Here is a 22,059-nt window from a genome sequence, read left to right on the forward strand (position 1 = left end):
CCCGAGCATGACCCAAGACAAACCCACCCTGCACCCGCGCAACCGCCACCAGGGCCGTTACGACTTCCCCAGCCTGATCAAGGCCCACCCTGACCTGGCGCGCTTTACCATCACCAACCCCCACGGCAAACCCAGCATCGACTTCGCCAACCCCGAAGCCGTGCGGGTGTTCAACCGCGCCCTGCTCAAGGCCCAGTACGGCATCCAGCACTGGGACATCCCCGCCGATTACCTGTGCCCACCCATTCCCGGTCGCGCCGACTACATCCACGCGGCCGCCGACCTGCTGGCCGACGACAATGCCGGTGAAGTGCCCAAAGGCGCACAGGTGCGGGCGCTGGATATCGGCGTGGGTGCCAACTGCATCTACCCGCTGCTGGGCTACAGCGACTACCGCTGGCGCTTCCTCGGCTCGGACATCGACCCCGTGGCCCTGGCATCGGCCAAGGCCATCGTCCAGGCCAATGGCCTGGGCAAGGCCATCACCCTGCGCCAGCAGGCCAACCGCGCGCATATCCTCAGCGGCCTGCTGCAGGATGACGACCGCTTCGACCTGACCCTGTGCAACCCGCCCTTCCATGCCTCGCGCGAGGAAGCCACCCGCGGCAGCCAGCGCAAGTGGAAAAACCTCGGCAAGCAGGACCCCAAGCGCAAGCTGCCGGTGCTGAACTTCGGGGGCCAGAACAATGAATTGTGGTGCGAAGGCGGCGAAATCCGCTTTGTCACCCAACTGGTTGGCGAAAGTGTGCAGTACGCCAAACGGGTGCTGTGGTTTACCAGCCTGGTGTCCAAGGCCAGCAACCTGCCGGGGATAGACGCTGCGTTGAAAAAGGCCGGTGCCAGGGCCGTACGCATCATTGAGATGGGCCAGGGGCAGAAACAGAGCCGCATGGTCGCCTGGAGCTTCCATGACGACGCCGCGCGCCAGGCCTGGCACGCCCAGCGTAAATCACAGGCATGAAAAAACCGCGCCTGGGCAAGCCAGGCGCGGTTTTTGTCAACGCTTCAACAATTACTTGTTGATGGCATCGGTCAGCACTTTGGCTGGAACGAACTTGACGACTTTCTTGGCAGCGATTTCGATGGCAGCGCCAGTCGAAGGGTTGCGGCCGGTGCGGGCAGGACGCTCGGAGACTTTCAGCTTGCCGATGCCTGGAAGAGTGATTTCAGCGCCGTTTTCCAGCTGGTCGGCAACGATCTGGCCCAGTTGCTCCAGAGCGTTTTTAGCGGTGGCTTTTGGCGCGGCGATCGATTCGGCGATGTCGGCAATCAGTTGGTCTTTGGTCAATGCCATGGTGATGTTCCTTCCCTATCAAATTCGATGGTTATGCAGCGAACTACGACGTTATCGGGCCAGCCCCTTACAGTGGAGGGCCGCGCCAATCGCGTATGTAGATACGTAAATCGGCGTTTGGTTCGACACGACGACAGCACGCTGCCAGCACTGCGCCATATGAGGGGCGCAAGACCGCGCAAAACTACCACAGGAATGGATAAATATCCGCTGCGCACTTCGATTTAATGCAGGTTTTTCGGGGGTTTTAGCCTAAAACGCGCAAAACTGAACAAAAAACGAACAACCGACATATCTGCCAACATACGGCCACTGCATCACCTTGTGTCTAGGGTAAACTTGACGCCTTTTGCAGCTCGCCGAGAATCCCATGCCAATCCGTCATTGCATCGTTCACCTGATCGACAAAAAGCCCGATGGCAGCCCTGCTGTACTGCACGCCCGCGACGCCGAGCTGGCCGCTTCCGACGCCATCGAAAACCTGTTGGCAGACCTCAACGACAGTTACAACGCCAAGCAAGGCAAGGCCTGGGGGTTCTTCCACGGTGAGTCCGGGGCGTATCCGCTTAGCGGCTGGCTGAAGCAGTACCTCGACGAGGAAAAGGACTTCACCGCATTCAGCCGCGTGGCGGTGGAGCACCTGCAAAAGCTGATGGAAGAGTCCAACCTGTCCACTGGCGGCCACACCCTTTTTGCTCACTACCAGCAAGGCATGACCGAATACCTGGCGATTGCCCTGCTGCACCACAGTGAAGGCGTGGCGGTGAACGCCGAGCTTGATGTGACCCCTTCGCGCCACCTTGACCTTGGCCAGTTGCACCTGGCAGCGCGCATCAACCTGTCGGAGTGGAAGAACAACAAGAATTCCAAGCAGTACATTTCGTTCATCAAAGGCAAGAACGGCAAAAAGGTTTCGGACTATTTCCGCGACTTCATCGGCTGCCAGGAAGGCGTCGACGGCCCGGGCGAAACCCGCACCCTGCTCAGGGCCTTCAGTGACTTCGTCGAGAGCGAAGACTTGCCCGAAGAGTCCGCCCGCGAAAAGACCCAGACCCTGGTCGAATACGCGACTAGCCAGACCAAAATGGGCGAACCGGTAACACTGGAGGAACTGTCCAGCCTGATCGACGAGGACCGGCCAAAGGCGTTCTACGATCATATCCGCAACAAGGATTACGGCCTGTCGCCGGAAATCCCCGCAGACAAGCGCACCCTCAACCAGTTCCGCCGCTTCACCGGGCGTGCCGAGGGGCTGTCGATCAGCTTCGAGGCGCACTTGCTGGGCGACAAGGTGGAGTATGACGAAGAGGCGGGCACCTTGATCATCAAGGGCTTGCCTACAACCCTGGTGGATCAGCTGAAGCGGCGCAAGGACTGATACCCCCAAGGCCGCTGAAGGAGGCCACCAGCGCCTCCTTGGCCGACTTCCGCAGCCGCTTCACCAACCGCTCCTGGCGCAACGCCTCGCCTTTGTCCGGCCATTGCTCGACATACACCAGCGCCTGGGCCGGGCTGGTCTTGAAGTAACGCGCGCCCTGCCCTTTCTGATGCGCGGTAAACCGGCGCTGCGGGTCATCACTGATGCCACAGTACAGCGAGCCGTTGGCAGCCCTTACCAGGTAGACATACCAGGGTTTGCCAACAACCGTCTCAACGGCATCACTCACCTTGGGCCTGCTGGAATGCGCGCAATCCCTTGAATGCCTGCAGGCGTACTTTGTTCTGCACCAGTGGCGACCAGCCCAGCAACACACCCGGCACACCCAACGCCTGCCGCGACCAGCGCCACAGGTCGAAGGTGTCGTCATGCTGGCAGATCAGCCCCTCGCGGATCACAAAGCGGGCCTGGATGTCGTTGACCACAATACGGCCGGTCTGGCTGAACAGGTAGGTCGCCACCCAGTGCGCGCCGCCGCTGCGCTCGTCGGCGCGCACACTGTCGAATGCCAAGGTGAAGTCTTTGGCGCGGGTGGTGAGCATGCGCCACATGTCCCCCGCATCCTTCCCGCGCAGGGTGCCGAAAACCGGGTCGCTGAAAACGATATCGTCGCTGTAGCAAGCCACCATGCCCTCGGCGTCCAGGCGCTGGAAGGCCTGGTAGAAGCGGGTGATCAGGTCGCGGTTGGCGTCACTCATGGGGCAGGTCCGTCCTGGGGTCGAAAGCAGCACGATAATCTGCCCCGATGGCTTATGCCAGTCTCAAACTTTTTCGCTGGTCACCTGCACATGCAACGCCCGCCCGGCACCCAGCCCGAACACGATTGCACCTACCCCCAGCACAGCAAAAATCCACCCTACTGCCGCCCAGCCCCCTGTCAGGTCATGCACCAGGCCCACCGCAAACGGCCCCATCGACGCCAGGGTATAACCTACCCCCTGGGCCATGCTCGACAGGTTCGCGGCCACATGGGCATCTTTCGAGCGCAGCACGATCAAGGTCAGCGCCAGGGCAAAGGTTCCGCCCTGCCCCAGGCCCAACACCACGGCCCATCCCCACAGCCCGGACACCGGTGCATACAGGCAACCGAACAGGCCAGCCAGGGTAATCAGCATGACCAGCACGATCGCCAGCCGCTGGTCCTTGCCGCGGGTGGCCAGCCAAGGCGCACTCAGCGAGCTGACCAGCTGCACGATCACCGACCCCGACAACACCAGCCCCGCCTCGGTCGGGCTCAGGCCGCGACCGATGAGGATCGATGGCAACCAGCCGAACACGATGTAAGCCAGCGATGACTGCAGGCCCATGTAAAGGGTCACCTGCCAGGCCAGCGGGTCACGCCACAGGCCACGCACGCGATAGGCCACCTTGTGCAGGCCATGCCCCTGGCGGGCCTGCGGCAGCCACACCAGCATGGCCAGCAGGGCCGGTAGCACCCAGAAGCCCAACCCCAGCGCCCAGCTGCCGTCAAAATGTTGGGCCAAAGGTACGGTGGCACCGGCTGCCATCGCTGCGCCCAGGCACAACGCCATGGTGTACACACCGGTCAGTGTGCCAGCGTGCTGCGGGAAGTCGCGCTTGACGATACCCGGCAACAGCACGCCGATAATTCCGATGCTGGCCCCCGCCATCAGGCTGCCAAGGAACACCCCGATGGCCCCAAAGGCGCTTCGCACCACGATGCCCAGCGCCAGCGTGACGAGGATGCCCAGAATCACCCGCTCGCTGCCAAAACGCCGCGCCAGCACCGGCGCCAGTGGGGCGAACAGCCCCAGGCACAGCACCGGCAAGGTAGTCAGCAACCCGGCCTGCGAAGCACTCAGCCCCAGGCCTTCGGCAACCTGCCCCAGCACCGGCGCCATGCTCGACAATGCAGGGCGCAGGTTCAATGCCACCAGCACCAGGCCAAGCAACAACAGCCAGGGCCGCCGCAATACCACAGGCTGTTGCTGCACCTGCTCGTCGTCCGCCTCAGCGTCGATCAGCAGCTCATCGAGATCCCGCTCGTTGCGCGGGTTGTTACGGGTGATGGATTCAGCCATGGCCTTCTCGGAGTCAGGATTCGATGAGGGTACGGCTCAGGCGCTTGGCCCGCTCCGCATCACGTTGTTCGATGGCATCGAGGATCTGCCCATGCAGATCGAACGTGGCCTGGCAACGGGGCACGGTCGCCATGTTGTGCTGAAGAGCGGCAGCCACCACCCCGGAAAAGTACCGGTACAGCTCGCTCAATGCCGGATTGTGGGCGGCATCGACCAGCCGCTGGTGAAACACCAGGTCACACGCCACATAGGCATCGACATTCCCGTGGAAGTGCCCGGCACTGCCGGCCAGGGCCTCGCGCAGCGCTTGCAGGTCGACATCTGTGCGGCGCAACGCCGCCAGGCCAATGGCCTCGGCTTCGAGGATATGGCGGGTTTCACGGGCCTGCTCGGGGGTGCAGCGGGACATTGCCTGCACCGCCTGCAATGGGTCCTGGGCCGTGCGCAGGTAGCTGCCGTCGCCCTGACGAATTTCCACCAGGCCACTGAACGCCAGCACGCGCATGGCCTCACGCACAGTGTTGCGGCTAATGCCCAGCTGAAGAGCCAGTTCCGGCTCGGTGGGCAAACGCTGGCCGACTTGCCAGTCGCCCAACACGATGCGCTCGCGCATGCGCTCCACGGCCAGTTCGACCAGAGAACGCTTGGTCAACTCGGTGCTCATCTTACTCAACCAATCATCCGATGAATTGGCACAGCTTACTGGATGCCGGGTAACGCCGCAAACCACCTGGTATTTCTGCCAGTTGTGAACAAAACCCTTTGTTGCAACGCTCGCAGTGTTTTTTCAGGGGTGTACATACATGCGACTGGCGAGCCTGATGTTAATGCTGTTTCTGGCAATGCTGCCGGGTTGCGATCCGGCCAGACACCCCAGCCGCCCCAAAGCCTTGCTCATCGGGCTGGACGGTGTGCAATTGGAGCAATACCTGCTGTTGGGCGACGCCACCAACCTGAAACAACGGCTGTATTACGGCAAGGCCTACGCTGGCGGAATCAACGGCAAGGCCAGCGAGCAGCCTACCTTGAGCGGCCCGGGCTGGGTCACGCTGCTTACCGGCGTCTGGAGCAACAAGCATGGCGTCGACTCGGATACCGAGTCGTTGCGGGTAGATCCGGCGTTTCCCAGCCTGTTCAAAAGGCTACGCCTGGCCATGCCCAACGCTTACCTGTCCAGTGTGGTGGGTTGGTCGCCGCTGAACACGGCATTCCTGCTGGAAGATGCCCATGGTGCCGATGTACGCGAGAGTGGTTTGTCAGATGCGCGGGTAATTGAACGAACACTGCAAATCCTTGCCAACACGCCGGCCGACTTCACATTCATTCAGCTGGATGCGGCAGACCAGGTCGGGCACGACAGTGGCTTTGGCGATCACTATCAGCAGGCGTTGCGCACACTCGATAGCCAGATCGGGCATTTGCTGGACAAGGTCGACGAACGCCGGCGCCTGCACCCGCAGGAAGACTGGCTGGTGATCGTCAGCACAGACCATGGGCGCGATTACTGGGGGAAAGGCCATGGCAGCGCTTCGGAGCAGGAAAAGAGCATCTTCATCGCCAGCAACAAGCCGCTGAATCAGGAGCTGACCGAGCTGAGCATTCCTGCGGAAATGCCAGGGCCCAACAACCTGTACGGCCTTCCCGCGCAGACTTCGGTGGCACCCACTGTGCTACGCCACATGGGCCTGACGCTGCAGCCGGAATGGCTACTGGATGGCACGCCTTTGCTGGGTAAAACCGGTGCGCGCAAGGCTCGAGCCGATGAACACAAGGGACGGTTGCGCTGGAACAGCAATGCCACTGGCTACCTGACGATTCTGAAGAACGGGCAAGTGGTTGCACAGGTACCGGCCAGGGACGGGCAATGGACTGATCCGCAGGGCATGGAAAGGCAGAACGATTACGTGCTGGTGCTTGATGGCACGCCGACGGCGGTGCGCAACCGGCCAGCGGCCAAGGCATTTGTTATCGAAGAGAGCAGCTATTAAGCCAGGCGCGCCCCTGTAAGAACCGCGCCCGGCCATGCGTCAGTTCAACGCATCGAGCAGCGCCTGGTTCATCTCTGGCGTACCGATGGTAATACGCAGGAACTGAGCAATGCGTGGCTGCTTGAAGTGGCGCACGATCACACCTTGCTCACGAAGACGCGCAGCCAGCTCGCCGGCATCCTGCTGCGGGTGGCGCGCGAAGATGAAGTTGGCGGCCGAAGGCAGTACCTCGAAGCCCTTGGCCTCAAGCTGCCCGACCAGGACTTCGCGGCTGTCGATCACCTTGCGGCAGGTTTGCTCGAAGTACTCGCGGTCTTCAAACGCCACCGCCGCGCCAACGATCGCCGCACGGTCCAGCGGGTAGGAGTTGAAGCTGTTCTTGATCCGCTCCAGCGCCTCGATCAGGTCCGGGTGCCCGACCGCCAGGCCAACCCGCAGGCCGGCCAGGGAGCGCGACTTCGACAGGGTCTGGGTCACCAGCAGGTTGTCGTAGCGGTCCACCAGGCTGATGGCCGTCTCGCCACCGAAATCGATGTAGGCCTCGTCGACCACCACCACCGAGTCACGGTTGGCCTGCAGCAACTGCTCCACCGCCTGCAGCGGCATCAGGCAGCCAGTCGGCGCATTTGGGTTGGGGAAGATGATGCCGGCGTTGGGCTTGTTGTAGTCCTCGATGCGGATCTGGAACTTCTCATCCAGCGCCACCTGCTCGAAGGCAATACCGTACAGGCCGCAATAGACCGGGTAGAAGCTGTAGCTGATGTCCGGGAACAGCAGCGGTGCATCGTGCTGGAACAGGCCGTGGAAAATGTGCGCAAGCACCTCGTCCGAGCCGTTGCCGACAAACACCTGTCCCGGGGTTACGCCGTAGTACTCGGCAACCGCCTGCTTCAGCCGGTCGCCGTTAGGGTCCGGGTACAGGCGCAGGTTGTCGTTCAGCTCGCCACGCATGGCCTCCAGCGCCTTGGGCGACGGGCCGTAGGGGTTTTCGTTGGTGTTGAGCTTGACCAGACGGGCCAGCTTGGGTTGCTCGCCCGGCACGTAAGGCACCAAATCCTTGACGAAGGGGCTCCAGAATCGACTCATGCTCAGTTCCCCTTCTCTTGGGTCAGGATACGGTATTCAGCGCTGCGGGCGTGGGCGGTCAGCGACTCGCCGCGGGCCAGCACAGAAGCGGTGTGGCCGAGCTCGGACGCGCCCTGCTCGGAACAGAAGATGATCGACGAACGCTTCTGGAAGTCGTACACCCCCAGCGGCGAAGAAAAACGCGCGGTGCCGGAGGTAGGCAGCACGTGGTTGGGGCCGGCGCAGTAATCGCCCAGCGCTTCACTGGTGTGGCGGCCCATGAAGATCGCCCCAGCGTGGCGAATGTGCGGCAACCAGGCTTGCGGGTCGGCCACCGACAGCTCCAGGTGTTCCGGGGCGATGCGGTTGGCCACATCCATGGCCTGTTGCATGTCACGCACCTGGATCAGCGCGCCGCGGCCGTTGATCGATTTCTCGATGATATCGGCACGCTCCATGGTCGGCATCAGCTTGTCGATGCTGGCGGCAACGCGGTCGAGGAACGCGGCATCCGGGCTGACCAGGATGGCCTGGGCATCCTCGTCGTGCTCGGCCTGGGAGAACAGGTCCATGGCGATCCAGTCCGGGTCGGTCTGGCCGTCACATACCACGAGGATTTCCGACGGGCCGGCGATCATGTCGATGCCTACCTGGCCAAACACGTGGCGCTTGGCAGTGGCCACGTAGATGTTGCCAGGGCCGACAATCTTGTCCACCTGCGGCACGCTTTCGGTGCCGTAGGCCAGCGCTGCGACAGCTTGCGCACCACCGACAGTGAACACGCGGTCGACGCCGGCGATGCAGGCGGCGGCCAGCACCAGTTCGTTGACCTCACCACGTGGGGTCGGCACTACCATCACCACTTCGGCCACGCCGGCAACCTTGGCCGGAATGGCGTTCATCAGCACCGACGACGGGTACGACGCCTTGCCGCCCGGCACGTACAAGCCTGCACGGTCCAGCGGGGTGACCTTCTGGCCCAGCACCGTGCCGTCGGCCTCGGTGTACTGCCAGGAGTCCTGCTTCTGCCGCTCGTGGTACATGCGCACACGGTTGGCGGCCTTTTCCAGGGCTTCACGCTGCACCGGGGTAATGCGGGTCAGGGCCAGTTCAAGGCGCTCGCGACCAAGGATCAGGTCATCGATGCTGTTGGCGGCAACGCCGTCGAAACGCTGGGTGAACTCCACCAGTGCCGCATCGCCGCGCTCGCGCACGCCCTTGATGATGTCGAGCACGCGCTGGTTGACCGCGTCATCAGACACACTTTCCCAGCTCAGCAGATGATCCAGATGTCGGGCGAAATCCGGATCAGCAGCGTTGAGACGGGCAATTGCAGTGGACACGGTCATGGCGAGGGCCTCGATTATTAGCGAATGCTCAGGCGCCCTAGGCTACCAGTCCATCCGCGCGGGCACCCGAGAAAAGTGGCTATGACGCGGATAGACGGGCGCGACAGCAAAGGCCGCGCTCAGGAGTCAGCCGCGGTGTCGCGATTCGACCGCGTTACGCAGTGTGTCGATCAGGCTCTGGATACGGGCATGCTGCATTTTCATGGAGGCCTTGTTGACCACCAGGCGCGAGCTGATCGTGGCGATCAGGTCCTGGGGTTCCAGGCCGTTGGCCCGCAGGGTGTTGCCGGTGTCGACCACATCGATGATCTTGTCGGCGAGATTGATCAGCGGTGCCAGCTCCATCGAGCCGTACAGCTTGATGATGTCGACCTGGCGGCCCTGTTCGGCGTAGTAGCGCTTGGCTACGTTGACGAACTTGGTGGCCACGCGCAGGCGGCCCTTGGGCTCGGCTGCGCCGACCACGCCGGCAGTCATCAGCTTGCATTGGGCAATCTGCAGGTCCAGGGGTTCGTACATACCCTGGCCGCCGTACTCCATCAGCACGTCCTTGCCGGCCACACCCAGGTCGGCGGCACCATGCTCGACATAGGTCGGCACGTCGGTGGCACGCACAATCAGCAGGCGCACATCGTCCTGCGTGGTGGGGATGATCAGTTTGCGGCTCTTGTCCGGGTTCTCGGTCGGCACGATACCGGCCTCGGCCAGCAACGGCAGGGTGTCGTCGAGAATACGGCCTTTGGAAAGCGCGATGGTCAACATTGGAACGTCGGTCCTTAAGCGGCTGCTGCCGGCCAGGTCATCGACCTGGCCGCATTCAATTCGAAAGGTGCATCCTTGCACCTGCGGGCTATCAGCCCGGTACGCGGCGGATTTTTGCGCCGAGCATCTGCAGTTTCTCTTCGATGCACTCGTAACCACGGTCGATGTGGTAGATGCGGTCGATCAGGGTATCGCCTTCTGCAACCAGCGCCGACAGCACCAGGCTGGCGGAAGCACGCAGGTCGGTGGCCATGACCGGTGCGCCTTTGAGCGACTTGACGCCAGTGACGATGGCAGTGTTGCCTTCGACCTGGATCTGAGCGCCCATGCGGTGCATTTCGTAAACGTGCATGAAGCGGTTTTCGAAGATGGTCTCGATCACCGCGCCAGTGCCTTCGGCAATGGCGTTCAGCGAAATGAACTGCGCCTGCATGTCGGTCGGGAACGCCGGGTACGGGGCGGTACGCAGGTTGACGGCTTTCGGCCGCTTGCCGTGCATGTCCAGCTCGATCCAGTCTTCGCCGACGTTGATGTCGGCACCGGACTCCTTGAGTTTTTCCAGTACGGCTTCAAGGATGGTCGGGTCGGTGTCCTTGACCTTGACGCGGCCACCGGTGACGGCAGCAGCGACCAGGTAGGTACCTGTCTCGATGCGGTCCGGCATCACGCGGTAGGTGGCCGAGTGCAGGCGCTCGACGCCATCGATGGTGATGGTGTCGGTACCCGCGCCCTGGACATTGCCGCCCATGGCATTGATGAAGTTGGCCAGGTCGACCACTTCAGGCTCACGTGCGGCGTTCTGCAACACGCTGCGGCCCTTGGCCAGGGCAGCGGCCATCATGATGTTCTCGGTACCGGTGACGCTGACGGTGTCGAAGAAGAAGTGCGCGCCGCGCAGGCCACCCTCAGGCGCCTTGGCCTTGATGTAGCCACCTTCCACTTCGATCTTCGCGCCCATGGCCTCGAGGCCGCGGATGTGCAGGTCGACCGGGCGCGAACCAATCGCGCAACCGCCAGGCAGGGCCACTTCGGCTTCGCCGAAACGGGCAACCATCGGGCCCAGTACCAGGATCGAGGCGCGCATGGTCTTGACCAGCTCGTAAGGCGCAACGAGGGTCTTGATGGTGCGTGGGTCAATCTCCACCGACAGCTTTTCGTCGATCACAGGCTCGATGCCCATGCGGCCGAACAGCTCGATCATGGTGGTGATGTCGTGCAGGTGCGGCAGGTTGCCCACGGTGACCGGCCCATCGGCCAGCAGGGTCGCCGCCAGAATCGGCAGGGCTGCGTTCTTCGCGCCCGAAATGCGGATCTCGCCGTCAAGGCGAGCGCCGCCAGTAATAATCAGTTTGTCCATTGGAGTCTCGCCGCCAAGTTGGCTCAGGTGCGCTCAGCCCAGGCTGCGCTGCTGAAAAATTTCATGGTTACCGCGTGGATGCTGCCATTGGCGATCCAGGGATTAAGGTGAGCATAGATCGCCTGCTGGCGCTTGACCGGGCTCAGGCCAGCCAACTCGTCGCTGATCACGTTCAACTGGAAGTTGCAGCCTTCGCCTTCAACTTCAACCAGGGATCCCGGCAATTTTTCTTCAAGGAAGCTCTTAACTTCTAGGGCCTGCATGCTCAACCTCAATCGGCGCCCGATGCGCACGGGTCGGCCATCATACAAAAAAGCCCCTCGCCTGCGAAGCCCACCGAGGGCGTGCGCTGACCGAGGGGCCTCAATCAGTGGCGAGCCATCAGCTCGCCAGCACTTCATCGAGGTCATAAACCTCGGCGATTTCCCGCATGTCGTCGGGCATGCCGCGCACCTCGAAGGCCTTGCCGGCGGCTTGACCATCGCGAATGAACGCCAGCAACAGCGACAGGCCGACACTCGACGACTTCTCGACAGCCGAGCAATCCAGCACCAGGCGTGGCTCGCGAGACGCGTCGATCAACGCCTTGCCTTGCTTGCGCAAGCCCGGGCCGCTGCGGTAATCCAGCACGCCAGCCAGGCGCAGCACGCCTGGTTCGGCCATGCTCACACCGGCATCACTCATTTCACTTCCTTGTCAGGCGAGCTGTCCGCGGTTTGCTTGGCCTTGGCCACTTCGCCGGCCCAGCCGTCGATAGTCTTGTCCAGATTGTTGCCGTTGCGCTGCATGGCATCGGCGAACTGGTCACGGAAGAGCTTGCCGATGTTGATGCCGTTGACGATGACGTTACGCACCTTCCACTCGCCGGCAATGTTTTCCAGGGTGTACTGCACCGGGTAAACGGCACCGTTGTTGCCGGTGACCTTCATGCCGACACTGGCGCGCTTGCCGTCATCGGCCTTGGCCGGGTCGACGATGATGCCCTGGTTGTTGTATTCGAGCAGCGCGTTGCCATAGAACTGCATCAGGCTGCGCTTGAAGTTTTCCTGGAAGCGCTGCATCTGCTCAGGCGTGGCCTTGCGCGAGTACTTGACGGTCATGATGCTGCGGGAAATGCCGTCGGCGTCCACCACCGGGCCGAGGATGCGGTTAAGTGCATCGTAGAAGGCGCCAGGGTTGGACTTGTACTGTTCCTTGTTGGCCTTGAGGTCGCCCAACAGTTCGGTGGTGGTGCCCTGAATCACATCGTGGGGCGTCTGCGCGGCCACGACCAGCAGGGGGAAAGCCGCCAGCAAAACCAGCAGGCCACGTCGCAGGATCGAAATCATGGAAACTCCTTAATTAGCCGGTTGCGCTTCTTTCGGTTCCTTGCCAACGGAGTTGAGCAGGAACTTGCCAATCAGATCTTCCAGCACCAGTGCCGACTGGGTGTCGTGGATGGTCGCGCCATCCTTGAGCACCTGGTCTTCACCGCCCACGCTGATGCCGATGTACTTCTCGCCAAGCAAACCAGCGGTCAGGATCGAGGCAGTGGAGTCGGTCGGCAGGTTGTCTACCGTCTTGTCCAGTTGCAACGTCACCCGACCGGTGTAGGAATCGCGGTCCAGATCGATGGCGGTGACCTTGCCGATGGTCACACCGGCCATGGTCACTTTAGCTCTGACCGTCAAACCGGCAATATTGTCGAAGTAGGCATAAACTTTATAGGTATCGCTGCTCGGGCTGGCCGACAGCCCGCTGACACGCAGGGCCAGCAGCAGCAGCGCCAGGATCCCGGCCAGGAGGAACAGGCCGACACCGATTTCCAGGGTGCGGTTTTGCATCAGAAATCTCCAAACATCAAGGCGGTCAGAATAAAGTCCAGACCCAGCACTGCCAACGAGGCATAGACCACGGTCTTGGTGGTGGCACGGCTGATCCCTTCTGAGGTGGGCTCACAGTCGTACCCCTGGAATACGGCGATCCAGGTTGTGACGAAGGCGAACACCAGGCTCTTGACCAGCCCGTTGAGCACGTCGTCAGTGAACGAGACACTGTTCTGCATGTTGGCCCAGAACGAGCCCTCGTAGACGCCCAGCCAGTCCACGGCCACCCACGAGCCACCCCAGATGCCGACCACGCTGAAGATCAGCGCCAGCAGCGGCAGCGAGATGAAGCCGGCCCACAGGCGCGGCGCGACGATGTACTTGAGCGGGTCGACGCCGATCATTTCCAGGCTCGACAGCTGCTCGGTGGACTTCATGTTGCCGATTTCGGCGGTCAGCGCAGAACCTGCACGGCCGGCAAACAGCAACGCCGTCACCACCGGGCCGAGCTCGCGCAGCAGGGTCAGGGCGACCATCTGCCCCACCGCCTGCTCCGAACCGTACTTGGTCAGGATGCTGTAGCCCTGCAGCGCCAGCACCATGCCGATGAACACACCGGACACGACAACGATTGCCAGCGACAGCACGCCTACCGAGTACAGCTGCTTGGTCAGCAACTGGAAGCCACCGCCGATGCCGCCACGGCCGACCAGCGCATGAAACAGGAACAGGCACGAACGCCCGAGCACGGCCAGCACGTCGATGGCCGAACGGCCCAGCAGGCGGACACGTTCGAGTAAGGATTTTTTGCGCATCAACGCGCTCCCAGCAGGTCGGCGCGGTAGTCAGGCGCAGGAAAGTGGAAGGGAACCGGGCCGTCCGGGTCGCCCTTCATGAACTGGCGAATCCGTGGGTTGTCGGAGCCCATCAGCTCGTCAGGCGTGCCCTGCCCCAGCACCTGGCCGTCGCCTACCACATAGATGTAGTCGGCGATGCTGGCGGTTTCCGCCAGGTCGTGGGAGACGACGATGCTGGTGATGCCCAAGGCATCGTTGAGCAGGCGGATCAGGCGCACCAGTACGCCCATGGCAATGGGGTCCTGGCCGACGAACGGTTCGTCGTACATGAGGATCTGCGGGTCCAGGGCAATTGCCCGTGCCAGCGCCACACGGCGCTTCATGCCACCGGACAATTCGTCGGGCATGAGGTCGATGGCACCGCGCAGGCCCACGGCCTGCAGCTTCATCAGCACGATGTCGCGGATCATTTCTTCCGACAGCTGGGTGTGCACGCGCAGCGGGAACGCGACGTTCTCGAACACATCAAGGTCGGTGAACAGTGCACCACTCTGGAACAGCACGCCCATTTGCTTGCGGGCATCGAACAGGTCGCTGCGCGACAGGGTCGGCAGGTTCTGCCCGGCAACCCATACCTCACCGCTGGAGGGGCGCAGTTGCGCGCCCATCAGGCGGAGCAACGTGGTCTTGCCGCAACCCGATGGCCCCATGATGCCGGTGACCTTGCCGCGCGGGATGCGAATGTCGACGTTGCTGAAAATGCTGCGCGAACCGCGTTTGAAGGTAACCCCCTTCAACTCGACCGCGTAGGCGCTATCCACACTCATCTAGACTCCTTGCTAGTGCAGCCTCGTCCTAGTGGACGCCAGCCTCCATCAGGAAGGCACAAGCGCCCCTGCCAGGCCGAATAGCGGCGAACTATAGCACCGCTGACGCCACCGCCCCAAGGCCAGGCAAGCAGTCGTTCAGCCCTGTGACAGGCTTTGATGACATTCGCTACAGCAATCGAAGGGGTGAGGGTTTTCGTCATTGCGCGTATAATCGCTGCCTTTTCATCAGGCATTGCTTTCTCGACATGAGCCAATCCAGCGAGCTGATCCAATCCGCACAACGCACCCTGCGCCTGGAACTCGAGGCCGTAGAGGCCCTGTTGGCGCGCATCGACGACAATTTCGTCAAGGCCTGCGAACTGATCCTGGCCAGCAAGGGCCGGGTGGTCGTGGTCGGCATGGGCAAGTCCGGGCATATCGGCAACAAAATCGCCGCCACCCTGGCCAGCACCGGTACGCCGGCGTTTTTCGTGCACCCGGCTGAAGCCAGCCATGGCGACATGGGCATGATCACCCGCGATGATGTCATCCTGGCCCTGTCGAATTCCGGTAGCACTGCCGAAATCGTCACCCTGCTGCCACTGATCAAACGCCTGGGCATCAAGCTGGTCAGCCTGACCGGCAACCCCGATTCGCCTCTGGCCCAGGCCGCCGAGGTCAACCTCGACGCCCGCGTAGAGCAAGAGGCCTGCCCACTTAACCTGGCACCCACCTCTTCCACCACCGCATCGCTGGTGCTGGGCGACTGCCTGGCCATCGCCCTGCTCGAAGCCCGCGGCTTCACGGCAGAAGACTTTGCCTTCTCGCACCCGGGCGGTGCATTGGGCCGCCGCCTGTTGCTCAAGGTCGAGAACGTGATGCACAGCGGCGACGAACTGCCCCAGGTAGCCCGCGGCACCCTGCTCAAGGATGCGCTGCTTGAAATGTCCCGCAAAGGTCTGGGCATGACCGTGATCGTCGAAGCCGACGGCACGCTGGCCGGGATCTTCACCGACGGCGACCTGCGCCGCAGCCTGGACCGCAACATCGACGTACACACCACCTTGATCGACCAGGTGATGACCGTGCACGGCAAGACGGCCCGCGCCGAAATGCTCGCTGCCGAAGCCTTGAAGATCATGGAAGACCACAAGATCGGCGCACTGGTGGTGGTGGACCGCGAGGACCGCCCGACCGGCGCCCTGAACATGCACGACCTGCTGCGTGCCGGTGTAATGTAAGGAGCGATGGAATGAACCAGGATCTCATGCAACGCGGCAAAACCATCAAGCTGGCAGTGTTCGATGTGGACGGCGTGCTCACCGACGGGCGCCTGTACTTCCTCGAGGACGGCAGCGAGTTCAAGACCTTCAACACCCTCGACGGCCAGGGCATCAAGATGCTCATGGCCTCGGGCGTGACCACCGCGATCATCAGCGGGCGTAAAACCCCTGTGGTCGAACGCCGGGCAAAAAACCTCGGCATCCCGCACCTGTACCAGGGCCGCGAGGACAAATTGGTCGTGCTTGACGGCCTGCTCGCCGAACTGGGCCTAAGCTATGATCAAGTGGCCTACCTGGGCGACGACCTGCCCGACCTGCCGGTCATTCGCCGGGTAGCATTGGGCATGGCCGTGGCCAACGCCGCTCCGTTTGTTCGCCAGCACGCCCACGGCGTGACCCAGGCACGCGGCGGAGAAGGCGCAGCCCGTGAATTCTGCGAACTGATCATGCAGGCCCAGGGCACCCTGGACGCTGCCAACGCCAATTACCTGTAAGGCTGCCCATGTTCAGCAAGAAAGCCCGCAATATTGCGCTGTTAGCAGTGATCGCCGCCCTGCTGGCGGCGGTCGGCTACTGGAACGTCAGCCCGGAAAGCTTCCTCGACAAGCCGGTGGCTCAGGTCGACGAAAGCGCCATCGACTACTATGCGATCAACGCGCACAGCGTGCAGTTTTTGCCTGATGGCAAGCTGCAGTACGAAATGACTGCCGACAAGGTTGAGCACCTCAAGACCAGCGAAATCACGTTGCTGACCACGCCGGACCTGCACCTGTACCGCGGCACCGAATACCCATGGCACGTGCAGAGCACCCGCGCCGAGGTCAACCCGGACGGCACCGAGGTCGAACTGATCGACAAGGTCCGGATTGCGCGCATCGACGAAAAGCAGCGTGAAACCATCATTACCAGCTCACGCATGACCGTGTTCCCGCAGAAGCAATATGCGCAGACCGAGCAAGCCGTTAGAATCGACGGCGCCGGTGGCACAACTACGGGCAAAGGAATGAAAGCGTATTTGAAAGAAAGCAGGATGGACCTGCTCTCTAACGTAAGAGGACAGTATGAGGCTCGTTAAAACCCTCCCCCTTTTGCTCAGCCTGAGCGCAGCACTGGGAAGCGCGAGCGCCTTCGCACTGCCGAATGACCGTGATCAACCGATCCGCATCCAGGCCGACCAGGCCCACCTGGATGACAAGCAAGGCGTAGCCACCTACACCGGCGACGTGGTCATTACCCAGGGCTCGATGATGATCAAAGGCAACACCGTGACCATCACCCGCTCCGCTTCCGGCGACATCGATGTGGTGACCTCGGTGGGCAACCTGGCCTACTTCGAGCAGCAGCAGAGCGCGGCCAAGCCAGACAAGATGAAAGGCTGGGGCGTGACCATCCAGTATCAGGCGCTGAAAGACCTGGTGATCCTCACCGACCGCGCCAAGGTCGAGAACGAAGGCAACACCACCGAAGGCGAGAAGATCGTCTACAACACCCAGACCCAGGTGGCGACCGCCGGTCGCGGTGGCAACGTGACTACACCGCGTCAGCGCATCGACATGGTGATCCAGCCCAAGAAGAAGGCCGAGTAAATGGCAACCCTCAAAGCCCAGCACCTGGCCAAGAGCTACAAGGGGCGGCAGGTCGTACGCGATGTCAGCCTGTCGATCGACAGCGGCCAGATCGTCGGCCTGCTCGGCCCCAACGGCGCCGGCAAGACCACCTGCTTCTACATGATTGTCGGGCTGGTACAGGCCGAGCAGGGGCGCGTGCTCATCGATAACCTCGATGTCAGCCACCAGCCCATGCACGGCCGCGCCCGTGCTGGCATCGGCTACCTGCCGCAGGAAGCCTCGATCTTCCGCAAGCTGTCGGTGGCCGACAACATCATGGCCATCCTCGAGACCCGCAAGGATATCGACCGCGACGGCCGGCGCAAGGAGCTGGAAAGCCTGCTGCAGGAGTTCCACATCAGCCACATCCGCGACAACCTCGGCATGAGCCTTTCTGGTGGTGAACGCCGTCGCGTCGAGATTGCCCGCGCCCTGGCGACCGCACCCAAGTTCATCTTGCTGGACGAACCATTCGCCGGTGTCGACCCGATCTCGGTCGGCGATATCAAGCAGATCATCCACCATCTCAAGGCCAAGGGCATCGGTGTGCTGATCACCGACCACAACGTGCGCGAGACCCTGGATATCTGCGAAACCGCCTATATCGTCAATGATGGCCGCCTGATCGCCGAAGGCGACGCCGAAACCATCCTGGCAAACGACTTGGTCAAAGAGGTTTACCTGGGCCACGAGTTCCGTCTCTGACCCCGGCACGCGCCTGGAGCATCGGAAATAGCCGCACAACTGCGGGTAAAGTTGTTACGGTGCTCTAGGCAAACGCTACAATTTAAGGCATAAAACTTGCTTGATCTGGCGCCCCGGCGCCCTCGTGTAGTGGATGGCGCATGCGCGCCGGCGAACAAGGTACAAGCCCCTGCCATGAAACCATCGCTCGTCCTAAAAATGGGCCAGCAACTGACGATGACACCGCAGTTGCAACAGGCCATCCGCCTGCTCCAGCTTTCCACCCTGGACCTCCAACAGGAAATTCAGGAAGCGCTGGAGTCGAACCCGATGCTCGAACGTCAGGAAGACGGCGAGGACTTCGACAACAGCGACCCGATGGCGGACAACGCCGAGAACAAGTCGACAGCCGAAGCCCAGGACAACAGCTTCCAGGAAAGCACCATCAGTGCCGACAACCTGGAAGACGGTGAATGGAGCGAGCGCATTCCCAACGAGCTTCCAGTCGATACCGCCTGGGAAGACATCTACCAGACCAGCGCCAGCAGCCTGCCGAGCAACGATGACGACGAGTGGGACTTCACCACCCGCACATCGGCCGGCGAAAGCCTGCAAAGCCACCTGCTATGGCAACTGAACCTGGCGCCGATGTCCGACACCGACCGCCTGATCGCCGTTACCCTCATCGACAGCATCAACGGCCAGGGCTACCTGGAAGACACCCTCGAAGAAATCTGCGCCGGTTTCGACCCGGAGCTGGACATCGAGCTGGACGAAGTCGAGGCGGTACTGCACCGCATCCAGCAGTTCGAACCAGCGGGTGTCGGCGCCCGCAATCTGGGCGAATGCCTGCTGCTGCAACTGCGCCAGCTACCTGCCAACACCCCGTGGATGACCGAAGCCAAGCGCCTGGTCACCGATTTCATCGACCTGCTCGGCAGCCGCGACTACAGCCAGCTGATGCGGCGCATGAAAATCAAGGAAGACGAGCTTCGCCAGGTCATCGAACTGGTACAAAGCCTCAACCCGCGCCCCGGTTCGCAGATCGAGTCCAGCGAACCCGAGTACGTGGTGCCCGACGTCATCGTGCGCAAAGATACCGACCGTTGGCTGGTGGAGCTGAACCAGGAAGCCATACCGCGCCTGCGGGTGAACCCGCAATACGCCGGTTTCGTGCGCCGCGCCGATACCAGCGCCGACAACACCTTCATGCGCAACCAGTTGCAGGAAGCGCGCTGGTTCATCAAGAGCCTGCAAAGCCGTAACGAAACCCTGATGAAGGTTGCCACGCAGATCGTCGAGCACCAGCGTGGTTTCCTCGACCACGGCGACGAAGCGATGAAGCCGCTGGTGCTGCATGACATTGCCGAAGCGGTGGGGATGCACGAGTCGACCATTTCGCGGGTTACCACGCAAAAATACATGCACACACCGCGTGGCATCTACGAACTGAAATACTTTTTCTCCAGCCACGTCAGCACCTCCGAAGGCGGAGAATGCTCGTCCACGGCGATTCGCGCGATCATCAAGAAACTGGTTGCGGCGGAAAATCAGAAAAAGCCATTGAGTGACAGCAAGATCGCTGGTTTACTGGAGGCACAAGGCATCCAGGTAGCCCGTCGCACCGTCGCCAAGTACCGCGAGTCCCTCGGCATCGCACCGTCGAGCGAGCGCAAGCGACTGATGTAGCCCCTGAGATGAGCCACAGCGTTTGTGGGGCAGGTGCGAGACCTGCCTCTTTATGCACGGGCAACAAAGGAGAAGCTGTATGCAAGTCAATATCAGTGGACAGCATGTAGAAGTCACCCCACCGCTGCGTGATTATGTGGAGCAGAAACTCAAACGCGTAGCGAGTCACTTCGACAAGATCACCAACGTGCAGGTCATCATGAAAGTCGAGAAGCTGCAGCAGAAGGTCGAAGCGACCCTGCAGATTCCTGGCGGTGAAGTGGTTGCCAATGCCGAAGACCAAGACATGTATGCAGCAATCGACGCCTTGGCCGACAAGCTCGACCGCCAACTGAAAAAACACAAGGAAAAACAGCAAAGCCTGCTGCAAGGTGCAGCTGCACGCTGATCCCCCTCATCCATGATCCGACTTGAAACCATCCTGACCCCCGGCCGTTCACTCGTGAACGTGCCGGGCGGCAGTAAGAAGCGCGCCCTGGAAAAGGTCGCCACCGTCATCGCCGACCAAGTGCCAGAACTGGAGATGCAAGACGTCTTCGAAAAACTGGTCGCCCGGGAGAAACTTGGCTCGACCGGTTTCGGCAATGGCATCGCCATCCCCCACTGCAGGCTTGAAGGCTGTTCCGCACCGGTCAGTGCCTTGCTGCACCTGGAAGCTCCAATCGATTACGACGCCATCGATGGCGCGCCCGTGGACCTGCTGTTCGTCCTGCTGGTGCCTGAAGCCGCTACCGATGCCCATCTGGAACTGCTGCGCCAGATTGCCAGCATGCTCGATCGCAAGGAGGTTCGTGATCGCTTGCGTGCCGCCAGCAGTAACGAGGCCCTGTTCCAGGTTGTCCTGGACGTACAGAACGAGCACTGAACATGCGCCTGATCATTGTCAGCGGCCGCTCCGGCTCCGGCAAGAGCACCGCCCTCGATGTACTGGAAGACAACGGTTTCTACTGCATTGACAACCTGCCGGCCGGGCTTCTGCCGCAGCTGGCGGAAGAAGCGCTGATCAACACCGAACTGCTGCAACCAAGGGTTGCAGTGTCGATCGACGCGCGTAACCTGCCCAGCCACCTGACGCGCTTCCCCGAATTGCTCGAAGAAGCCCGTGCGCGAAACATCCAGTGTGATGTGCTGTTCCTGGATGCCGACGAAGACATACTACTCAAGCGCTTCTCGGAAACCCGCCGACGCCACCCACTGACCAATGCCAACCGCTCCCTGGCCGAAGCGATTCGCGTCGAGAGTGAGCTTCTGGGCCCGATCGCCGACCTGGCCGACCTGAAGATCGACACCACCAACCTGAATCTGTATCAGCTGCGTGATTCGATCAAGCTGCGCCTGCTCAACCAACCCGAGCCCGGCACCGCGTTCCTGGTCGAGTCGTTCGGTTTCAAGCGTGGCATGCCGGTCGATGCAGACCTGGTGTTCGATGTGCGCTGCCTGCCAAACCCTTACTGGAAGCCCGAGCTGCGCGAGCACTCCGGCCTCGACCAACCGGTAATCGACTATCTGGCCGCGCAGCCGGATGTCGAAGACATGTTCATCGACATTTCCAGCTATCTGCTCAAGTGGTTGCCCCGCTTCGCCGCCAGCAACCGTGCCTACGTCACCATTGCCATCGGCTGCACCGGCGGCCACCACCGCTCGGTGTACATCACTGAGCGCCTTGGCCAGTTGCTGCAGCAATCCCTGAAAAACGTCCAGGTCCGCCACCGCGACCTCTAGCCCAAGGATCCGCCCCACGATGCCCGCCCGCGAAATCACCATCATCAACAAGCTGGGCCTGCATGCCCGGGCGGCAGCCAAGTTCGTCGGCGTGGCAGGCCGCTTCCCCTGCCAGGTGCGGGTTGGCCGTGCGCCGGACAAGCTGGTGGATGGCAAGAGCATCATGGCGGTGATGATGCTGGCAGCCGGGAAAGGCACCCAGGTGCACCTGCACACCGACGGCGAGCAGGACAACGACGCCATGGATGCGCTGGTCGAGCTGATCAACAACTTCTTCGACGAAGGCGAATAAAAGCCAGCACGATCCTTGTAGGAGCGGCCTTGCGTCGCGACAGGGCTGCAATGCAGTCCCAGAATTTGAGCAACAA

General features: G+C 61.8%; 28 protein-coding genes. 13 read left to right on the plus strand and 15 right to left on the minus strand.

The features are described 5' to 3' along the window. Positions 1 to 7 precede the first annotated feature (7 nt). Complete coding sequence (gene rlmF / locus E8E78_RS09960; protein WP_049276549.1) at positions 8 to 961, plus strand: 23S rRNA (adenine(1618)-N(6))-methyltransferase RlmF; 954 nt, start codon at positions 8 to 10, stop codon at positions 959 to 961. 51 nt (positions 962 to 1,012) lie between these two features. On the opposite strand, the gene E8E78_RS09965 is transcribed toward rlmF, so the two are convergent. Next, a complete protein-coding gene (locus E8E78_RS09965) occupies positions 1,013 to 1,294 on the minus strand; it encodes an HU family DNA-binding protein (protein WP_003255106.1) in 282 nt (93 codons plus the stop codon). Positions 1,295 to 1,664: 370 nt separating this feature from the next. Between E8E78_RS09965 and yejK the strand changes: the two genes are divergently transcribed. Next, positions 1,665 to 2,672 (plus strand): nucleoid-associated protein YejK, encoded by a 1,008-nt coding sequence (gene yejK, locus E8E78_RS09970; protein ID WP_016501314.1) that lies wholly within the window; start codon positions 1,665 to 1,667, stop codon positions 2,670 to 2,672. Here yejK and E8E78_RS09975 read toward each other — a convergent pair. From E8E78_RS09975 to E8E78_RS09990, 4 genes are all read right to left on the minus strand, one after another. Next, positions 2,632 to 2,961: a GIY-YIG nuclease family protein gene (locus E8E78_RS09975; protein WP_016501315.1), complete on the minus strand. Its 330-nt coding sequence runs from the start codon at positions 2,959 to 2,961 to the stop codon at positions 2,632 to 2,634. The genes yejK and E8E78_RS09975 overlap by 41 nt on opposite strands. Beyond that, positions 2,954 to 3,430 carry a nuclear transport factor 2 family protein gene (locus E8E78_RS09980; protein WP_049276547.1) on the minus strand — a complete coding sequence of 159 codons (477 nt, stop codon included), beginning with the start codon at positions 3,428 to 3,430 and terminating at the stop codon, positions 2,954 to 2,956. Before E8E78_RS09980 ends, E8E78_RS09975 begins: the two co-directional genes overlap by 8 nt. A gap of 63 nt (positions 3,431 to 3,493) precedes the next feature. Further along, entirely contained in the window at positions 3,494 to 4,774 is a 1,281-nt protein-coding gene (locus tag E8E78_RS09985; RefSeq protein ID WP_059394664.1) for a CynX/NimT family MFS transporter, read from the minus strand. Positions 4,775 to 4,787: 13 nt separating this feature from the next. Continuing rightward, positions 4,788 to 5,438 (minus strand): FadR/GntR family transcriptional regulator, encoded by a 651-nt coding sequence (locus E8E78_RS09990; RefSeq protein ID WP_049276545.1) that lies wholly within the window; start codon positions 5,436 to 5,438, stop codon positions 4,788 to 4,790. Positions 5,439 to 5,577: 139 nt separating this feature from the next. Here E8E78_RS09990 and E8E78_RS09995 point away from each other — a divergent pair, with 139 nt between their 5' ends. Continuing rightward, the gene (locus E8E78_RS09995; protein ID WP_236197796.1) at positions 5,578 to 6,762 is read left to right on the plus strand and encodes an alkaline phosphatase family protein; all 1,185 of its coding nucleotides are present in this window, start codon (positions 5,578 to 5,580) and stop codon (positions 6,760 to 6,762) included. Positions 6,763 to 6,801: 39 nt separating this feature from the next. Here the strand turns inward: E8E78_RS09995 and hisC are convergent, their stop codons facing one another. The 10 genes from hisC to E8E78_RS10045 form a co-directional block, all read right to left on the minus strand. Then, a complete protein-coding gene (gene hisC / locus E8E78_RS10000; RefSeq protein WP_016501320.1) occupies positions 6,802 to 7,848 on the minus strand; it encodes a histidinol-phosphate transaminase in 1,047 nt (348 codons plus the stop codon). Between the two features lie 2 nt (positions 7,849 to 7,850). Beyond that, the gene (gene hisD, locus E8E78_RS10005; RefSeq protein WP_016501321.1) at positions 7,851 to 9,176 is read right to left on the minus strand and encodes a histidinol dehydrogenase; all 1,326 of its coding nucleotides are present in this window, start codon (positions 9,174 to 9,176) and stop codon (positions 7,851 to 7,853) included. Between the two features lie 126 nt (positions 9,177 to 9,302). After that, positions 9,303 to 9,938 (minus strand): ATP phosphoribosyltransferase, encoded by a 636-nt coding sequence (gene hisG, locus E8E78_RS10010; RefSeq protein WP_016501322.1) that lies wholly within the window; start codon positions 9,936 to 9,938, stop codon positions 9,303 to 9,305. Positions 9,939 to 10,029: 91 nt separating this feature from the next. Beyond that, entirely contained in the window at positions 10,030 to 11,295 is a 1,266-nt protein-coding gene (gene murA / locus E8E78_RS10015) for a UDP-N-acetylglucosamine 1-carboxyvinyltransferase (protein ID WP_016501323.1), read from the minus strand. A gap of 23 nt (positions 11,296 to 11,318) precedes the next feature. After that, positions 11,319 to 11,558 (minus strand): BolA family protein, encoded by a 240-nt coding sequence (locus E8E78_RS10020; protein WP_016501324.1) that lies wholly within the window; start codon positions 11,556 to 11,558, stop codon positions 11,319 to 11,321. A gap of 118 nt (positions 11,559 to 11,676) precedes the next feature. Continuing rightward, positions 11,677 to 11,979 (minus strand): STAS domain-containing protein, encoded by a 303-nt coding sequence (locus E8E78_RS10025; RefSeq protein WP_049276543.1) that lies wholly within the window; start codon positions 11,977 to 11,979, stop codon positions 11,677 to 11,679. Next, the gene (locus E8E78_RS10030) at positions 11,976 to 12,623 is read right to left on the minus strand and encodes an ABC transporter substrate-binding protein (RefSeq protein WP_016501326.1); all 648 of its coding nucleotides are present in this window, start codon (positions 12,621 to 12,623) and stop codon (positions 11,976 to 11,978) included. Before E8E78_RS10030 ends, E8E78_RS10025 begins: the two co-directional genes overlap by 4 nt. 9 nt (positions 12,624 to 12,632) lie before the next feature. Next, a complete protein-coding gene (gene mlaD, locus E8E78_RS10035; RefSeq protein WP_016501327.1) occupies positions 12,633 to 13,118 on the minus strand; it encodes an outer membrane lipid asymmetry maintenance protein MlaD in 486 nt (161 codons plus the stop codon). Further along, positions 13,118 to 13,915, minus strand: coding sequence for a lipid asymmetry maintenance ABC transporter permease subunit MlaE (gene mlaE / locus E8E78_RS10040; RefSeq protein WP_016501328.1), 798 nt, complete (start codon positions 13,913 to 13,915; stop codon positions 13,118 to 13,120). Before mlaE ends, mlaD begins: the two co-directional genes overlap by 1 nt. After that, complete coding sequence (locus E8E78_RS10045; RefSeq protein WP_016501329.1) at positions 13,915 to 14,724, minus strand: ATP-binding cassette domain-containing protein; 810 nt, start codon at positions 14,722 to 14,724, stop codon at positions 13,915 to 13,917. The genes mlaE and E8E78_RS10045 overlap by 1 nt, the downstream gene beginning before the upstream one ends. Positions 14,725 to 14,972: 248 nt before the next feature. Here E8E78_RS10045 and E8E78_RS10050 point away from each other — a divergent pair, with 248 nt between their 5' ends. From E8E78_RS10050 to E8E78_RS10095, 10 genes are all read left to right on the plus strand, one after another. Beyond that, on the plus strand, positions 14,973 to 15,947 hold the full coding sequence (locus E8E78_RS10050; RefSeq protein WP_016501330.1) for a KpsF/GutQ family sugar-phosphate isomerase: 975 nt from the start codon (positions 14,973 to 14,975) through the stop codon (positions 15,945 to 15,947). A gap of 11 nt (positions 15,948 to 15,958) precedes the next feature. After that, complete coding sequence (locus tag E8E78_RS10055) at positions 15,959 to 16,483, plus strand: HAD family hydrolase (protein ID WP_016501331.1); 525 nt, start codon at positions 15,959 to 15,961, stop codon at positions 16,481 to 16,483. 8 nt (positions 16,484 to 16,491) lie between these two features. Then, on the plus strand, positions 16,492 to 17,064 hold the full coding sequence (gene lptC / locus E8E78_RS10060) for an LPS export ABC transporter periplasmic protein LptC (protein ID WP_049276542.1): 573 nt from the start codon (positions 16,492 to 16,494) through the stop codon (positions 17,062 to 17,064). Continuing rightward, positions 17,051 to 17,575 (plus strand): lipopolysaccharide transport periplasmic protein LptA, encoded by a 525-nt coding sequence (lptA, locus tag E8E78_RS10065; protein ID WP_016501333.1) that lies wholly within the window; start codon positions 17,051 to 17,053, stop codon positions 17,573 to 17,575. The genes lptC and lptA overlap by 14 nt, the downstream gene beginning before the upstream one ends. After that, positions 17,576 to 18,301, plus strand: coding sequence for an LPS export ABC transporter ATP-binding protein (lptB, locus tag E8E78_RS10070; protein ID WP_016501334.1), 726 nt, complete (start codon positions 17,576 to 17,578; stop codon positions 18,299 to 18,301). It abuts the gene before it with no gap. Positions 18,302 to 18,475: 174 nt separating this feature from the next. Further along, complete coding sequence (locus E8E78_RS10075; RefSeq protein WP_049276541.1) at positions 18,476 to 19,969, plus strand: RNA polymerase factor sigma-54; 1,494 nt, start codon at positions 18,476 to 18,478, stop codon at positions 19,967 to 19,969. 79 nt (positions 19,970 to 20,048) lie between these two features. Next, positions 20,049 to 20,357: a ribosome-associated translation inhibitor RaiA gene (gene raiA, locus E8E78_RS10080; protein ID WP_016501336.1), complete on the plus strand. Its 309-nt coding sequence runs from the start codon at positions 20,049 to 20,051 to the stop codon at positions 20,355 to 20,357. 12 nt (positions 20,358 to 20,369) lie between these two features. Beyond that, on the plus strand, positions 20,370 to 20,834 hold the full coding sequence (ptsN, locus tag E8E78_RS10085; RefSeq protein WP_016501337.1) for a PTS IIA-like nitrogen regulatory protein PtsN: 465 nt from the start codon (positions 20,370 to 20,372) through the stop codon (positions 20,832 to 20,834). A 2-nt stretch (positions 20,835 to 20,836) separates the two neighbouring features. Continuing rightward, positions 20,837 to 21,691: an RNase adapter RapZ gene (gene rapZ / locus E8E78_RS10090; RefSeq protein ID WP_061203534.1), complete on the plus strand. Its 855-nt coding sequence runs from the start codon at positions 20,837 to 20,839 to the stop codon at positions 21,689 to 21,691. A gap of 19 nt (positions 21,692 to 21,710) precedes the next feature. Continuing rightward, entirely contained in the window at positions 21,711 to 21,983 is a 273-nt protein-coding gene (locus E8E78_RS10095; protein ID WP_049276539.1) for an HPr family phosphocarrier protein, read from the plus strand. Positions 21,984 to 22,059 lie beyond the last annotated feature (76 nt).

The organism is Pseudomonas sp. BN505 (assembly GCF_029873175.1).
In the GTDB taxonomy this organism is placed as follows: Bacteria; Pseudomonadota; Gammaproteobacteria; order Pseudomonadales; family Pseudomonadaceae; genus Aquipseudomonas; species Aquipseudomonas putida.

What these genes read in the sequence shown, in the direction of transcription:
- rlmF (WP_049276549.1), top strand. Translation starts at nt 8, where the DNA reads ATGACCCAAGACAAACCCACCCTGCACCCGCGCAACCGCCACCAGGGC.
- E8E78_RS09965 (WP_003255106.1), bottom strand. Translation starts at nt 1,294, where the DNA reads ATGGCATTGACCAAAGACCAACTGATTGCCGACATCGCCGAATCGATC.
- yejK (WP_016501314.1), top strand. Translation starts at nt 1,665, where the DNA reads ATGCCAATCCGTCATTGCATCGTTCACCTGATCGACAAAAAGCCCGAT.
- E8E78_RS09980 (WP_049276547.1), bottom strand. Translation starts at nt 3,430, where the DNA reads ATGAGTGACGCCAACCGCGACCTGATCACCCGCTTCTACCAGGCCTTC.
- E8E78_RS09985 (WP_059394664.1), bottom strand. Translation starts at nt 4,774, where the DNA reads ATGGCTGAATCCATCACCCGTAACAACCCGCGCAACGAGCGGGATCTC.
- E8E78_RS09990 (WP_049276545.1), bottom strand. Translation starts at nt 5,438, where the DNA reads ATGAGCACCGAGTTGACCAAGCGTTCTCTGGTCGAACTGGCCGTGGAG.
- E8E78_RS09995 (WP_236197796.1), top strand. Translation starts at nt 5,578, where the DNA reads ATGCGACTGGCGAGCCTGATGTTAATGCTGTTTCTGGCAATGCTGCCG.
- hisC (WP_016501320.1), bottom strand. Translation starts at nt 7,848, where the DNA reads ATGAGTCGATTCTGGAGCCCCTTCGTCAAGGATTTGGTGCCTTACGTG.
- hisD (WP_016501321.1), bottom strand. Translation starts at nt 9,176, where the DNA reads ATGACCGTGTCCACTGCAATTGCCCGTCTCAACGCTGCTGATCCGGAT.
- hisG (WP_016501322.1), bottom strand. Translation starts at nt 9,938, where the DNA reads ATGTTGACCATCGCGCTTTCCAAAGGCCGTATTCTCGACGACACCCTG.
- murA (WP_016501323.1), bottom strand. Translation starts at nt 11,295, where the DNA reads ATGGACAAACTGATTATTACTGGCGGCGCTCGCCTTGACGGCGAGATC.
- E8E78_RS10020 (WP_016501324.1), bottom strand. Translation starts at nt 11,558, where the DNA reads ATGCAGGCCCTAGAAGTTAAGAGCTTCCTTGAAGAAAAATTGCCGGGA.
- E8E78_RS10025 (WP_049276543.1), bottom strand. Translation starts at nt 11,979, where the DNA reads ATGAGTGATGCCGGTGTGAGCATGGCCGAACCAGGCGTGCTGCGCCTG.
- E8E78_RS10030 (WP_016501326.1), bottom strand. Translation starts at nt 12,623, where the DNA reads ATGATTTCGATCCTGCGACGTGGCCTGCTGGTTTTGCTGGCGGCTTTC.
- mlaD (WP_016501327.1), bottom strand. Translation starts at nt 13,118, where the DNA reads ATGCAAAACCGCACCCTGGAAATCGGTGTCGGCCTGTTCCTCCTGGCC.
- mlaE (WP_016501328.1), bottom strand. Translation starts at nt 13,915, where the DNA reads ATGCGCAAAAAATCCTTACTCGAACGTGTCCGCCTGCTGGGCCGTTCG.
- E8E78_RS10045 (WP_016501329.1), bottom strand. Translation starts at nt 14,724, where the DNA reads ATGAGTGTGGATAGCGCCTACGCGGTCGAGTTGAAGGGGGTTACCTTC.
- E8E78_RS10050 (WP_016501330.1), top strand. Translation starts at nt 14,973, where the DNA reads ATGAGCCAATCCAGCGAGCTGATCCAATCCGCACAACGCACCCTGCGC.
- E8E78_RS10055 (WP_016501331.1), top strand. Translation starts at nt 15,959, where the DNA reads ATGAACCAGGATCTCATGCAACGCGGCAAAACCATCAAGCTGGCAGTG.
- lptC (WP_049276542.1), top strand. Translation starts at nt 16,492, where the DNA reads ATGTTCAGCAAGAAAGCCCGCAATATTGCGCTGTTAGCAGTGATCGCC.
- lptA (WP_016501333.1), top strand. Translation starts at nt 17,051, where the DNA reads ATGAGGCTCGTTAAAACCCTCCCCCTTTTGCTCAGCCTGAGCGCAGCA.
- lptB (WP_016501334.1), top strand. Translation starts at nt 17,576, where the DNA reads ATGGCAACCCTCAAAGCCCAGCACCTGGCCAAGAGCTACAAGGGGCGG.
- E8E78_RS10075 (WP_049276541.1), top strand. Translation starts at nt 18,476, where the DNA reads ATGAAACCATCGCTCGTCCTAAAAATGGGCCAGCAACTGACGATGACA.
- raiA (WP_016501336.1), top strand. Translation starts at nt 20,049, where the DNA reads ATGCAAGTCAATATCAGTGGACAGCATGTAGAAGTCACCCCACCGCTG.
- ptsN (WP_016501337.1), top strand. Translation starts at nt 20,370, where the DNA reads ATGATCCGACTTGAAACCATCCTGACCCCCGGCCGTTCACTCGTGAAC.
- rapZ (WP_061203534.1), top strand. Translation starts at nt 20,837, where the DNA reads ATGCGCCTGATCATTGTCAGCGGCCGCTCCGGCTCCGGCAAGAGCACC.
- E8E78_RS10095 (WP_049276539.1), top strand. Translation starts at nt 21,711, where the DNA reads ATGCCCGCCCGCGAAATCACCATCATCAACAAGCTGGGCCTGCATGCC.